Source organism: Shewanella sp. DC2-4 (assembly GCF_013248875.1).
In the GTDB taxonomy this organism is placed as follows: Bacteria; Pseudomonadota; Gammaproteobacteria; order Enterobacterales; family Shewanellaceae; genus Shewanella; species Shewanella oncorhynchi.
In genome coordinates this window covers 2,892,246-2,906,861 of the sequence record NZ_JABRVR010000002.1, presented here as the reverse complement: position 1 = coordinate 2,906,861, position 14,616 = coordinate 2,892,246, and the positions used below count along the sequence as shown (strand labels likewise).

At 45.6% G+C, this 14,616-nt stretch carries 11 protein-coding genes; 5 read left to right on the top strand and 6 right to left on the bottom strand.

All coding sequences use genetic code 11. The annotated features are described in order from the left end of the window. Positions 1–71: 71 nt before the first annotated feature. On the top strand, positions 72–596 hold the full coding sequence (locus tag HQQ92_RS13460) for a DUF3087 domain-containing protein (protein ID WP_173248668.1): 525 nt from the start codon (positions 72–74) through the stop codon (positions 594–596). Positions 597–696: 100 nt separating this feature from the next. On the opposite strand, the gene HQQ92_RS13455 is transcribed toward HQQ92_RS13460, so the two are convergent. Further along, positions 697–2,238 carry an MFS transporter gene (locus HQQ92_RS13455; protein ID WP_028760700.1) on the bottom strand — a complete coding sequence of 514 codons (1,542 nt, stop codon included), beginning with the start codon at positions 2,236–2,238 and terminating at the stop codon, positions 697–699. Between the two features lie 401 nt (positions 2,239–2,639). On the opposite strand from HQQ92_RS13455, the gene HQQ92_RS13450 reads away from it, so the two are divergent. The 4 genes from HQQ92_RS13450 (at position 2,640) to HQQ92_RS13435 (ending at position 6,947) form a co-directional block, all read left to right on the top strand. Beyond that, positions 2,640–3,995 (top strand): MATE family efflux transporter, encoded by a 1,356-nt coding sequence (locus HQQ92_RS13450; protein WP_105249778.1) that lies wholly within the window; start codon positions 2,640–2,642, stop codon positions 3,993–3,995. A gap of 388 nt (positions 3,996–4,383) precedes the next feature. Then, positions 4,384–5,895: a hypothetical protein gene (locus HQQ92_RS13445; protein WP_113941018.1), complete on the top strand. Its 1,512-nt coding sequence runs from the start codon at positions 4,384–4,386 to the stop codon at positions 5,893–5,895. 121 nt (positions 5,896–6,016) lie between these two features. Continuing rightward, the gene (locus HQQ92_RS13440) at positions 6,017–6,484 is read left to right on the top strand and encodes a DUF6386 family protein (protein ID WP_242068337.1); all 468 of its coding nucleotides are present in this window, start codon (positions 6,017–6,019) and stop codon (positions 6,482–6,484) included. A 109-nt stretch (positions 6,485–6,593) separates the two neighbouring features. Then, entirely contained in the window at positions 6,594–6,947 is a 354-nt protein-coding gene (locus HQQ92_RS13435; RefSeq protein WP_242068336.1) for a hypothetical protein, read from the top strand. Between the two features lie 11 nt (positions 6,948–6,958). Here HQQ92_RS13435 and HQQ92_RS13430 read toward each other — a convergent pair whose 3' ends face one another. The 5 genes from HQQ92_RS13430 to HQQ92_RS13410 all read right to left on the bottom strand — a co-directional run bounded on the left by HQQ92_RS13430 (position 6,959) and on the right by HQQ92_RS13410 (position 14,606). Further along, a complete protein-coding gene (locus HQQ92_RS13430; protein WP_173245999.1) occupies positions 6,959–8,137 on the bottom strand; it encodes an AAA family ATPase in 1,179 nt (392 codons plus the stop codon). A gap of 634 nt (positions 8,138–8,771) precedes the next feature. Further along, positions 8,772–9,341: an LUD domain-containing protein gene (locus HQQ92_RS13425; protein WP_028760696.1), complete on the bottom strand. Its 570-nt coding sequence runs from the start codon at positions 9,339–9,341 to the stop codon at positions 8,772–8,774. 1 nt (position 9,342) lies between these two features. After that, entirely contained in the window at positions 9,343–10,737 is a 1,395-nt protein-coding gene (locus HQQ92_RS13420) for a lactate utilization protein B (protein ID WP_173245996.1), read from the bottom strand. Between the two features lie 10 nt (positions 10,738–10,747). Beyond that, positions 10,748–11,491: a (Fe-S)-binding protein gene (locus HQQ92_RS13415; RefSeq protein WP_173245993.1), complete on the bottom strand. Its 744-nt coding sequence runs from the start codon at positions 11,489–11,491 to the stop codon at positions 10,748–10,750. A gap of 310 nt (positions 11,492–11,801) precedes the next feature. Beyond that, positions 11,802–14,606: an FAD-binding and (Fe-S)-binding domain-containing protein gene (locus HQQ92_RS13410; RefSeq protein ID WP_113941023.1), complete on the bottom strand. Its 2,805-nt coding sequence runs from the start codon at positions 14,604–14,606 to the stop codon at positions 11,802–11,804. Between the last annotated feature and the right edge of the window lie 10 nt (positions 14,607–14,616).

The window sequence follows — 14,616 nt, the reverse complement described above, 5'->3', positions numbered from 1 at the left end:
GGGATTGCGGTATGCTCTGCCATTCATTGATTTATACGCCAATGCTGGGCGGTTTATTTGAGCGGGATGTTATGAAGCAGCAGGAAATAGATAAAACCTTGTATCGTAAAAATATGAATTTATTCATTGTGATTCTAGTTGTTAGCTTAGTCGTGTTATCACTGATTTTTGGTACTGGACTCATTGCGCTGTTTGGGGTGACGCCAGTGCCAGGTGAGCCAACAGGTAATTTTCACTTGAATCTCTTAGGCGTGATTTTCAGTTTGAGTCTGTGTAGCGCCGTGATTTACAACTTAAAAGACCGACCTTTTTTCAGTGAAATTTATTATGTGTGGCAATTGAAGCAGCTCCATAATCGTATCTATCGCAAGTTGATAAAGATTAAAGCCGCTGCGGCGCAAAATGATGTGAATGCTTTGATTATATTGCTTTTTTATTACACCAGTTTAAGACAAGTGTATGTACTCGATGATAATACGCTGACCTTACCGGCACTGACTCAAGATCTTAATCGTCTAAATGCGCAAATCGAGAGCTTAGGCCTATTGCTTTCGCCCGAACAATTTACGCTCGAGTTGCTGACAAGATCTTTCTGATGCTGACAAGATAAGATGAGGATTGCTCCTCACCTTGCCATCATCTAGCCCTTATCTTGTCTTTGTCGTCCTTGCCCAGAATGAGGTCAGCGAGTTTCACTTATGCGGCTTGCTGGGCTCTTTGTAGTGTGAGTAACCACTTACCATAGATGTAAATTCCTACCGCTGAGATAGTCCCTATGGCGGCTATGATGTACCACGCCATGCCAATGTTATGGCTGTGGTACAGCAATTGAGTGAGATCGTGTGCGTTTTCACCTGTGTAACTCACCAAAGTAGTAAAGGCTTCACCTTGGGGAATGGCGCTGACCTCAGTGCTGTTCATGCCGCGCTCTAGCAATAAATCCCGCGAAAACAATTCCTTTGATGCATAAATCTCATAGAGTTTAGGGCCAAAGTAGCCTTCTAATCCCCAGCCGATCCCTTGGGGCAACATCACAAATCCTAAGTACATGGCTTTTTTGCCTTCGGGAGCAATATTACCCATAAACTCGTTTTTCTTCGGGCTAATCATCATTTCGCCAATGGAGAACATGGCAATCGCGAATACGATAAACCATGCCGCATGGAAAGCACCGATAAACACAAAAGCTAAAATACTCAGCAAACAACCAATAAACATAGCGGTAGTAATACGGTATTTAGCCGTCAGCGCCGCGACGATAAAACAGCAGGTCATGATCAGGCCCGCATTGAGGTTTAACATGCCTTCGGGCATCACCTTAGTGCCTTCGTTATTGAGGCCAAGCCAAAATTGTAGAATGCCGTTACTGGTGCCTTCGCTGCCAAAGAGAGAGGTGACGATTACGCTGGTATCGACCCATTCGGAAATATGGATAGGCAGCACATCGAATAGGGCATTGAACAAGAACCAAAATCCTGAAAAAACGAGCATATAGTAGATTACAATCGGCTTTTTCAACTCGCGCCAAGCATCACGCCACAGGGATTCTTGTTCGACTTCACCCGATTTTATTTGCTTATTGCGTTCCAGTCGCTCGGCTTTACCTGGCTCGGTATAGGTGAGTAAGAATAAGAAGTTGAGTGAGATAATCGCGGCGCAGGCGAAAAATACATTGTCCCACGACAATTGGCGCATATGCACGGCAACCAAAGGCCCGAGGAAACCGCCAATGTTTACGACTTGGTAAAAAATGCCCCAAGCCATTGAAGTGTTATTGCGATTAGTGGACAGCACTAAGGTGCCTTGAATGCCCGGTTTAAATATCCCTGTGCCTATGGCAAGGAGTAATGCACCGACAAGGAAGCCCCAAAAGCTGGGGAAGAATGCCATGACGAGATAGCCAAAGATTTTAATGATGGTGGAGCCGAAGATGGTTTCTTTGTAGCCCACTCGGTCAGACATGCCACCGGTGAACACGGGCACAAAGGTTTGCATGATCGCCCAGAGGGAAATAATAATGCCGTAGTCACTCAGGCTGATCCCAAGGCCGCCCGCAGACTCTGGCGCTTTAGCGTACAGTCCTGCACTGGCTTTAACACCGTAGTAGGCGATACGCTCGACTAACTCCATACCGCCAACTAACCAAAACACATAACCTAAGCTAGTAATGGAGGCCCACATGCCGAGCTGTTTGACTTCTCGCAGATCGTTGCCTGCATTTGGACTATTCTGACTCATGTCCTTCCCTTATTATTGTTATTGAATTTATTTCTATTTAACCCATTAATTATCAAAAGCTTAAATTTATGAAGTTAATGATTTCATCTTGCTTAAATACGTTAATGGGCTTGCTTGAACGGATACTTTACCTAATTCGGCCTTAAACACCAAAAAAGTAGCAGAAAATGATGAATTAACCCACATCTGTTATTGAACTGTACTGAGTTTGTCATTTGGCTGAAATTGGACTGTTTCTGCTTAAGTCATTGTGATGATTAATCTTTATTGTTAATTATTCATAATGAACATGCTTTGAGTTCTCGCTATTTTTAGGTACAATCCATTGTCGCATTTTTGTTCACCCGATCATTTTTCTAAATAGATACGACTCTAGCCCCCCCTTTTTGTGAGAAACGCTAATGACAGCAACAACATCTAATCATGCTCCTGCGGATATGAGCTTGCTCGAGGAGCCGATTGCGAAGCTTTTTTGGCGCTATACCATACCCACCATAGCCTCTATGTTGGTCACGGGCGTATATGTGACAATTGATGGCATCTTTGTTGGCCACTATTTAGGTGAAACAGGGCTGGCGGGGATGATGCTAGCTTACCCTGTAGGCGCGATTTTATACGCTATTGGCGCCATGATAGGTATGGGTAGCGCGGCATTAGTGTCAATCAATCTTGGCCAAGGTAATGTAGTCAAGGCCCGTAAACTACTGGGTAATGCCTTTACGTTATGTTTATTAACGGGATGCTTTTTTGCCCTTGTTGGTGGGATATTCTCGCGAGATATTTTGGTTGCTCTCGGGGCGCAAGGGGAGATGCTCGAAAACGCTAATGAATACTTATTCTGGTATTTTGCACTGTGTCATTTTCCCATAATTTCAATGACCTTCACCACACTGCTGCGTAATGATGGCAGGCCATCCATGGTGACTTGGGTGCTGATTTTGGGTGGTGTATTAAACACTTTCTTAGACTGGCTGTTTATTGTGGTTTTCCCCTTTGGTTTAGCAGGTGCAGCGATTGCGACTATGTTGTCGCAGGCGGTAACGGGGCTTTTGTGTTTGCAGCATTTTTTCAGTCCGCACACTCAGCTTAAAATCACTTTTGAGCAGATGAAGCTCAAGCTCGATAATTGCCTTAATATAGCCCGCGTTGGTTTCCCCAGCTTTTTGATGAATCTCTATTTGTCGATAGTGTTAACCCTGCATAATACGGCTTTTTTGTGGGTTGGCGGCCCATTACATGTGGCCGCCTATGGTGTGGTGAGTTACACCGAAGCGTTTTTCTATCTGATTTTTGAGGGCATTGCGCTTGGAACTCAACCTATTTATAGCTTCAACGCGGGAGCTGGGCGTTTCGATAGGGTTAAACAAGCGCGCAATATTGCCTTTGGTATGACGTTACTCACCGCAGCTTTAGGTTTAGCGCTGATTTATTCTCGCCCTGAATGGTTAGTGTATTTGTTTGCCGGTGATAATCCGAATTTAACACCAGTGGCGATTGAAGGTATGCGCTGGTATTTTTGGGGCTTGCCTATGGAAGGCTTAATCTTAGTCGGTGCGAGTTTCTTCCAAGCTATTAACTGTTCGAAACAAGCTTCTATGCTGACGGGCGCTAAGCTTATTCTTATCGCTGCGATCATCTACTGCTTTGCATGGGCGTTCGGCGTGATTGGTGTGTGGGTGTCGCTCGCGACCTGTAGCACTATCTTGACGATATGGATGTTTTACGCCATGAAGCGAGTCGAGGCACGTCTGCATTAATCCTTGCTTTGGGTTGTATTGGTTTCGCCTGATATATTGAGAAGACAAGGGGCGAGGCAAGTAACCTGTAGCTGTGGCATAAGTGTTTAGTTTTACGTAAATTTTACAATTGGGGCGATTAATGGCCCCGATTGTAATTGCCTGCATATCTTTCGTCGTTAAACATGACTTAGGGCTAGCGTGGGATGATGGCCTCTGGTACATTTCGCTGGTTTAATCTGCAATCAAAAATGACTTATCCAAGTGTGCTGTTGAGCCGAGGCTATAGCCCTCAATTAACAGACTGAGTTCGCTTAGGCTTTTGGGTCGATTGATTGTTGATATGACTGGGTATTGAGCCGAATGACTCGCTCGTTGATTTTAGTAATTTATGTTTTATGAGGCCCTTATGCGCACCACTGCAGTCATTTCTATGCTGTTGCTTGGCGTGTTAACGACAGTTAATGCCAGTGCCAAAGAGAATGAGTTAGTGTTTGCCAGCGACTTCGAAGGCAATCGTTTATCTCAACCTTGGTCGTGGATCATGGGTTGTCAATTTGAAGGCGCTGAACCTCACACAGGTGAAAGTGCGCTGCTTTGCGTCGAAGGCAATAGCAGTATCGTCAGTAAGTATCCTATTTCTGAAGCGGGTCTATTAGAGTTTTGGGTCAAAACCCAGAATACTCAAACCCAATATCGAATCAATGTATTGACCTCTCCGGTATTAAAGCTCGATGCCCAGTGGCAGCATGTTGCTTTAATCGATATCACCCCTGGGGCTAACGAATATTTAGCACACCGAGTGTCTATTGATGATCCGAGTCGCCAATATATCCGTCTTGATATTGAGGCCATTAATGGCCCTATCAGTTTGGACGATTTGAGCTTAGGTAAAATTCGCCTTGATATGGCCCTGCAAAAAAATGAGCAGAAAATTATCGGCGGGATTTTAGATAAGCTGAAAGCTGACAAGAATTACGAAGTGCAGTCTGAGTCATTTCGTACTTTAGGTAAAAATTATGCCGCCCAGCTAGAGAGCCAAAGACAATACCTCGAGTACTCGAATGCTATTTATTCAAGTATCACCTTTGTGTTGGCGACGTCTGAACGCAATAAAATGTCTAACCCTATGGGATATAACACCTTTAGGTCGGTTTTAACTGACGCTAAACGTGTGGCATCACCTCTCCAACAGGCGCGTTTAGGCTCTATGGTTAAACCCTTTGGTGACTTGGCTACTGCCACCTTAAACGTGGTTAGTGCCGGTGCGTATTCCGCCTTTGCCGAACCCTTTAAGTCATTCTTAGCTGCGACTTTTGATCGCTCTAATTATGACAACAGTGACTTAAGCCGTAGTGATAAAAAGTTTGCTGAAGAAAATGGCCTGAAAATTTATCAGCAGGCCGAACGGTTTATGTCTGAAATCGAAAAAGAACTGCAACAAGTCACTGCACTTGACAATGATTTAGTCAGTATGCAGAAGAACTTAGATAATTTCCGTAAGGATCTCGACAAACATCTGCGCAGTTACTTACAGCATGCCAGTATTGCCCGCACACCTGAAAATTACAGCCGAGTGATGAGTAAAGACGAGCAGGCACGCGCGCTGGTGATTGCCGAGGCGAGTGCCAATATCAGTGCTAAAGCTGAGGCGCTATTGGCTTCGAACAGCAATGCAGAGTTAGTGCAGTACATGATTAAAACCACTGAGAAGATTGATGAATTTCAAGAGTTCAAGGAACGTTTTAATCAGATCACTTCGGCCATGCTGACCTTCTACGACAAATTTGAGCGCTCAATTGCCGCCGAGCAAAACCCCTTTACTGATCCTAGCGATCGCGCCGTGTGGGAGCAGCACGCCAAAAGCGCCCGTAACTACATTCGCCAGTCGAAGGAAGCGTTCACTAAAGCCTTTATGTAAAGGATTGTTGTAAGTAAGTGGTAGTAACGGCCTAAAATTATGGCGATTTTTCTATTTTAGGTTTGGAGTTATCAAGGATAAAACAGGTAGTCAGAATCATTTCTGTTAGTGGGCAAGGATGATGAGTAAACCCTATACAACAACTCGGTTTGACACAGATACCGCCACAATGGCGATATTTGATCCCGCGGCATTAACTCATCGCTGTGAAGATACGGCTGATTGGTGGTCTGTGCCGAGTGACGAAATTTTGGAAATCAATCAAGGTCATGTGCTATTCGTAGGACTTGGCGCCGATGGCTGTTATGAGGTTGAAATTTTCCGTAAGCTAGGTGAGGCTGGGCTCAATTCGAATTATCTCTCTGCAAACTTAACAATATTGTCAGGGTGCCTGTATATTGGCGCCGCCGAGCAAGTTCCAGCAGGAGATCTTGGGCCTGAAACAACCTATGGCGGCGCTTTAATTTATGCTGTGCGAGGGAATATTGAGGTGAGGGTGTATCGGCTTACACCCCATAAACTGGTGGTTGAATATGAGTCAACCTCAGAAGATGTACTAAACGAGTTTACGTCTAGCCCATTACTTTAAGCGGCTTACTTTATTCGCTACCATTTTTAATCCCTATATGGGCTGTTAAACACCAAAGGTAACTTGTTAATCATCAGGGGTAAAAAAGCAATTTAACATTATGAGTTCTATGATGAATAATACTAAATGGCGCGAATGTATGACGCTGTTAGCTTCTCGTCCTGTGTATTTGCAACTACAGTTGGTCGGTGAAGAGGACTTTCCTCTCGATTATGAAGCTTCAAATCAAGTGTTATCCGAGATCATGGCTACTGATTGTCTTTTTGTGCAAAGGTGTATTCGCTATAAATCCATTAACGCGATTAGAATTGCGAAAACCGTTTTTCCCGCCGGTTTGGCGGATGACAATGTATTTCTGCTTGCTGAATTAAAAATCAGATTACAGCAACTCGGCCAGTTACCACTAATTGAAGACGATCAGTTTATTGTTATTCATGGCTATCATGACCTCATGGTTTGTTGAATCCAGAGCATCTACACTGGCTTACAACACACACCATATCTTAAGTTCGCTCTGCGATGGAGTTCATAGACTTCACAACCTAACAATGGCTCAGTTCTATTAAGAACTGCGCCAAAACGTTCAAAGTAGTCCTCATTAACGTGTTTTGCACTGATAAGTGGTACTTCAATACTGACATCTACACGACCTTTACGTATCAACGCTGGGTCAAGATTATCAGGATGATTTGTGGTCATTATTACAAGGCAGTCATCAAGAGGAATGATTCCGTCTAACGCGTTTAGAACGCCACCTAAAGTGAGTGGTGGGTTATCTGCATTACTTTCAGCAGTACGTGATACCGTAGCCTTTACACAGTCACAGTCCTCTATTAACAACATAGCTCCGGGCGGTACCTTTCTAATCGCCTTATGAATAGTGGCATCATTTACAGTCGATAGATTCAATATGTATAGATCGCGATGATACTCAACAGCTAAGGCTCTCGCTATACCCGTCTTACCTGTACCCGTTTTGCCATGTAACAGTATGGTTAGCTTACTTACAACCGATTTTCCCCTACTTGCGAAGTTATCAACTTCCCTCATCAACTCCTGCTTAAACCCTTCATCTAGCACTAATTCACTAAAACCCGATGATTTCAATGTGCCGTAGCGACACCATTCGGTTTCTTCGAAAATATTCACTTTCGGCTCGGTAGAGATGTCTCCACGAGTATGTTCTAAAAAACTATATAGTTTAGCTTTTGCCCACCATGGTGCACTTACAGTAATAGTATCGTATGCCATCGTACTATCGACCTTAGATCGGGTAGCCAACATGAAACAACCACCGTATTTAAACAGGTGCATACCGTAGCCGATAGACTTAACACTGACACGCCCGTCGTAACTCACACTATAGTCATAGTACACAGCCTCAGAGATAGAGCGTGAAAAAAACGGAATAGTAGTATTACTGATCAAAAAGGACAGTTTATTGAATACCTCTGTGCGCGCCTGATGACTATCGTCTATAGTGAGCCGCACAAACAGCAGACTACTGAGCCAACTTAACAGTTTCGCGGGGACATCTTTTAGCATATAGCCTACGAGTCCAATTAACGTAAATGTTAATACTCCAACAATGACAGCCGTCAACAAAGGATCACCATTGGTGAGCGCCTTTATTTGTAGTAATACCTCGTTCATTTACTCACCTTTACTATAAATGCCTCATGGACATAGTCGAGAATACTATCAACCGAGTCGAGGATACTATCAAGGTATCCTCAGTATGTGCGCTATCGCACGCGGTTAAAGCGACTTGATAAAGATCCCCAGCTTATTACTAACGATTACCTTAGGTCGTAGCAATATCACACTGTAAATCAATGTCTTAATATTTAATTGATATTTAAGCTTTCACTAACGTACGCAGATAAATATCAGAGATGGCGCCGTTCATCAAAGAGCTGGATGGGGCGGCCCTGCATCCACGGATTGACTTGAACAACATCCGCGTTTAACTGCCAGTTCGCCATCTGATAGGCAGGACGCCTGAATGTCGTGCAATGCAGGGATGCATGAGAACGACCATGGCTCTCGTTCATAAGCTTAAAGCCCTCGGTTTCTATTCACAGAGTCGGCGAGTGAATGCCATGGCAAGCCTGTAAACTGCTTGTCAATAAACGTTAATTGGTAAGCAGTGTTAGTGGTTTATCAGCCTACAAATCAAATATCATTCAGCGAAGTCTCAATAAGAAAGCCGCTAATGAAGGCGGCTTTTGTGTTTCGATTATTCCATAACCTTTGAATTTTCTTGGTTACATTAAATCTCGAGGCATTATAGCAAATACACGTTCAAGCTGCAGGCGCCGTGGGCGCCGACGACGAGGGCTTGTTCGATATCGGCGGTTTTTGATGGACCTGCGATAAACACCCCGAACTCACCTGAGGCTAACGTGATTTCTTTAGCTGCCTGATGTAGGGTCGGCACAATCTTATTCGTTGGCAGGGCTAAGATCAGGTTTTCACAGATAAAAGGTGTCACTCTGTGGCCTAGATTCTTATTGTTAACCCAAATGGCACCGTTTTCGGCAACGCCAATGTCACCTGGGATCACTGCATAATCTATGTTTTTGAGCTCGTGGGCTGTGGGTGGCATTTCACGGTTTGCCGTGACACCCTCTACAAGGGAGATGACCTGTAACCCTTGGGCGATAAGTTCATCGACTTTGGCTTGCAGGGCTTTGATGCCACCTTCTTTATGCAGCGTACCCGCGACAGTATTGAGGTTGGTCTCGAACTGGCCGACGAGATTTTCGACTCTTGGCGTCACATCTATGCTTGGCATAGGATGATTTGTTAAGGCCGACAGTTTGAGCGCATTGAGAATTTCAAGTTTACTAGACATCTTATAGGCTCCTGTGTTTCTTAAACCAAGCTTCGAAGCTGGAGTTCGGGGCAACGGGCAGTTCACGGTATTTACCCCATGCACCGCTAAAGGGTTTTAACAGACTACCCGGTAGAATGCGCAGCGCAGTTCTCGCCATACTCATAGAGCAGTTCAGCATGGTTTCGCTTGCCATAAATTTACCCACTAATGGCATGTAACTGTTTTTGCCATAGGGGAGTTTTCCGGCTTCAGCCTTAAGGCGTCTGTGGTGGAAAATAATCTTATCGAGCGGCACCTTAGTTGGGCAGATATAGGTACAGCTGCCACACAAGGTACAGGCCCAGGCAATCGAGTTAGTGTCATCAATCTTAGCGCCCACTGCGATACCAATTGGGCCAGGGATGGTGTAGTTGTAGCTGTAACCGCCGGAGCGACGATACACAGGACAGGTATTGAGGCAACCACCACAACGAATACACTTCAATGATTCTGCGAGGATTTTATCCTTGAGCATCTCAGTGCGGCCATTGTCGACGATAATAATGTGCATCTCACCTTCGGGCTGTGGGCCACGGTAAAAGGCGCTATAAGTCGTGACAGGTTGGCCTGTGGCGTTGCGTGCCAGTGTGCGTAGCAAGACGGCTGCGCTATCGATATCGGGCACCACTTTGTCGATGCCCATTGAATGCAACTGCAACTTAGGCAGGTTAGCACCCATGTCGGCGTTGCCTTCGTTCGTGCAGACCACCACGGCGCCTTTATCGGCAATCGCCATGTTCACGCCTGTCATCGCGGCATCGGCGCTAAGGAACTGTTCACGCAGGTGGGCACGGGCGGCGCGGGTTAAATACAAGGGATCGGCTGCCCCTGCTTTAGTGCCGAGTTTCTCATGGAAGAGTTCGCCGACTTCTTCCTTTTTCATATGGATAGCAGGCACGACTATGTGTGATGGTGGCATTTTGGCGAGCTGAATAATCCGCTCACCTAAATCGGTGTCTATGACCTCAATGCCACGTTGTTCTAAGTACGGATTGAGGTGACATTCCTCGGTCAGCATAGACTTAGACTTCACCAACTTTTTGACTTTATGGCGGGATAAAATGTCATGCACGATACGATTATGCTCTGCGCCATCTTTCGCCCAATGGACTTGTATGCCGTTGGCGATACAGTTTTGTTCAAAGGTTTCAAGATATTGAGCAAGATGGGTTAGCGTGTGGAGCTTAATTTCTGAGCCAAGCTGACGCAGTTGTTCCCATTCTGGGATGCTACCCGCGGCGCGGTCGCGTTTTTCTCTGAGCATCCATAGCGCTTTTGAATGCCAGTCGACACGGGTTTCGTCGCGGCAAAAAATATCGGCTTTATGGGCATGGACTTGGGATCCATTAGCTCCGTGATTATGATTGTAAGCCATGGTGAGTCTCCTAGATCGCGGCGTTTAGCACTTGCGCTATGTGGCGAATTTCAATCGGCAATTGCTGTCTGCGGATCATGCCATCGAGGTGCAACAGGCATGAGGGATCAAAACCCACCACATACTCAGCACCCGTTGCGGCGTGGGCTTGGGCCTTGTCTTTGCCCATTTTGGCTGACACTGCGCCTTCATCGACGGCGAAGGTGCCACCAAAGCCGCAGCATTCGTCACGGCGGTCTGGATACACTATGTCTATGCCTGCAATATTGGCCAATACAGCTTCGACTTTGTTGAATCTTGGCCCCATTTGCTCACTTGGGGTGGCAAGGCTTAACATGCGAATGCCATGGCAACTTAGTTGCAGGCTTACCTTGTGCGCGAAGGGCTTGGTAAAGGCGGGGATCGGCGCGATATCGTGTAAAAACTCTGTGAGTTCATAGAGTTTGTTGATCACAGCTTGTGCTTCTGGGCTGCTATCAAACTCGTGGAAGTTTTCTTTGGCGGCCACTAAACAAGAGGCGGCAGGGCAAACAATAGCGTCGCATTCCACTCCTTTAAAGGCGTTGAGCAATTTAAGGGTGGTACTGCGTGCTGCATCGAAGCAACCCGAGTTTGTCATCGGCTGGCCACAGCATGTTTGACCCGCGGGTAGAATCACTTGGTGCCCGAGTTTCTCTAATAATTCCAAGGTGGCAATCGCGACCTCTGGCATCATTTGATTGACTAGACACGGGATGAAAAGGGCGATTTTCATTGTGTTTTCTCTTTCTTGTTAGTGAACGACATTGCCTTGCAGTGTGACCCAATATCCACACTAATGCTAAGGTAGTTGATCAAATATAGGCCTATCTTAGCGGAATAAGTAGCCCTAATTTAGTAAATGAGCTTGTAGATTTTTTCAAAAATGAGAATATTTTAACTTTATGATTACATTGATTTTAAAATGTATTTATTCAGGTTTGAAATTCTCAAAAAATACTTAATGACAAATAAATGAGAATAGTTCGCTTATATAAACAAACGGGGCTAAAAATAGCCCCGTTGTTTACTACTGACATACCAGATTAGCGGCTGCACTCTTCGAGCAGATAAGCTAAGTGGCGGTAGGAAATGCCGCTGTGTTGGGTCAAACCGACTTCGCACATACGGTTGGCGTAATAGCCTTCCTTAATCTCGACAGGAATGAGCTTTTTGATATTACGCAGTGCGCTGGCGTTGATTTCAGGCTTATACAAGCCTTTTTCACCCGCGTAACCGCAGCAGTCAATTCCTGCAGGTTTGAGCACTTGTGCAGAGCAGGCATCAGCGATTGCTTGCATCTTAGGTTCAAGTTTCATCTTGCGTGCGCTACAACCTAAGTGCAGTGCCACATTGACTTTTTTGCTGATGTTGAGCTTAGTCAGTAGCTTGTCATGCATAAACTCAACTAAGTCGATAATTTGTACTTTTGGATTACCTGACAAAGTGCGGTAAGTGCAAGACAGGGCATCGACGATCACTGGCAGCTTGCCACCATTGGTCATCTTGCTCACTGCATCGATAAGTTCTTGGCGTTTGGCATCGGCGTTTTTAAAGTCGCCCTTAGATTCCCACATCTGGCCGCAACATAAATCGCGGGTTTTTTCTGGCGTGATGACGTTATAGCCAGCACGTTCCAGCAGCGTGACAACCACCTCTGGCAAAGTGCGGTTATCGGGATCTTTTGGCGTCGGACCAAAGGTTCTACCGCCACAGGCTGGGAAGTAAACCACTGTTTCTTGGCCAACTTTAGCGGGGGATGGTTTTGGCAATTTGCCGCCTTTCGGGAAATCGGGGTTCCAATAAGGCACTTCTTTTGAAATCAAACGGCCGGTTTTCATTAGGGCACTGGTAATGTTGTCGCCAGTGATCTTGTGGATCACGCCAAGCATGTCAAAACCTGAACTGATAACCTGGTTAACTGCGCCAAAGTGTTTGGCTTGGAAATCTAAGACTTTTTGTTCAGTAGTGCTGATGTACGGCGTGCGCAGTTTACGCACCAGTTGGCCCATGCTGTTATCCACTGGACAAGCAATAGTGCAAAGCTGGCAGGCGGCACAGGTATCAACTACATCGTATTTAGCGGCGGCGCGCATTTCTGCGGCGGCGGCTTTATCACCGGATTGTTCTAAACGTTCGATTTCACGCAGAGTCGCAATACGCTGACGAGGTGAGAAGTTGAGTGCTGATGTTGGACAGGTTTTTTCACAGAAACCACATTCGATACATTTATCAACAAAATCATCGACCACAGGGCAGGGCTTGATGTTTTTAACGTGGACATTGCTATCGTCGTTAAGAATAACGCCTGGGTTTAGAATACCCTGTGGATCAAATACTTGTTTGATGCTCTTCATCAAAGTGTAAGCATCTTGTCCCCATTCTTTTTCGACGAACGGCGCGACAGCACGGCCAGTACCATGCTCGGCTTTCATTGAACCGTCGTACTTATTAATCACCATGTCGGCAATATCATCCATAAAGGCATGGAAACGATCGATATCAGCTTGAGTCGAGAAGGTGGGGGTAATGATAAAGTGGAAGTTCCCCGCAAGAGCATGGCCATAAATACAGCCTTCAGGGTAACCATGTTTATGGAAAAGCTCAGTGATATCGTGCGCCGCAGCAGCAAGGTGCTCTAGTTCAAAGGCCACGTCTTCGATGATAACTGAGGTTCCCTTTGGACGCTCACCACCTACAATCGGGAACAAGCCTTTGCGCATTGCCCAGTATTTGTCATAAACCGCTGGATTAGTACTAAATTCCATTGGGCGGATAAAGTCAAAGCCGGCGAGTTTCGCGGTGACATCTTGAGTATAATTTTCTAAGGTTTTGTCGTCATCAGCACGGGATTCTATCAGTAGAATAGCGGATAGGGCCGGTAATTCTGATAACCAATCTGGCATGCCAGGCTTGCCCGTTACTGCTTTGATTGATGGCCAATCAAGGAGTTCAGCAGCAGAAACGCTTTCACCGTTTATCAGTGGTATGGCTCGTGCGGCATCTTCCATATTATGGAATACGGCCATAGCTGAGGCTTTAAATTTAGCTTCATTCACTGTGTGATAGGTGACTTCATTAATAAAGGCTAAGGTGCCTTCCATCCCCACCATTAAGTGGTTGATGATGTCAAATGGGTCGGTAAAATCGAGTAACGAATTGATGCCGTAGCCGGTGGTATTTTTAATGGAATACTTTTTACGAATTCTGTCCGCTAACACTGTGTTATGGCGAGTCATGTGCGACAGTTCTGTCAGCGCATCCAGTATTTTTCCATGGGATTTAACAAAGGCAGCTTTCGATTTTTCACAGCCAGTATCGAGTTCAGTACCATCTGCAAAAAGAAGTTTCGCGGAAGCGATAGTTTGGTAACTGTTTTGCGCAGTACCACAGCACATTCCCGAAGCATTGTTTGCCACAATACCACCAATTTTGGCGGAGCCTATGGTGGCGGGATCGGGACCAATTTTGCGGTTAAGCGGCGCGAGTACGGCGTTAGCGTCGGAACCAATGACAGCCGCACCTAAGGTGATCTGTTTGGCATCGCTACTGACTTCAATCTTTCTAAAACCATCATGGCCAAGGATCAACAAAATACCTTCACCGATAGCTTGGCCAGATAAACTGGTTCCAGCGGCCCTAAACGTGACGGGTGCATCATGCTTACGGGCAACGGCTAATGTGAGCTTTACCTGTTCTAGGGTTTCTGCATGGACAACCACTTCTGGGACTATCCTGAAGTAGCTTGCATCGGTGGACCAGGCAAAACGGCGAACGGGATCATCCGTCACGGGATGATCACCTAATTGCGTTCTTAGATCATCGATGACCAGTTTATAGTTAATCGACATAGCATCACTC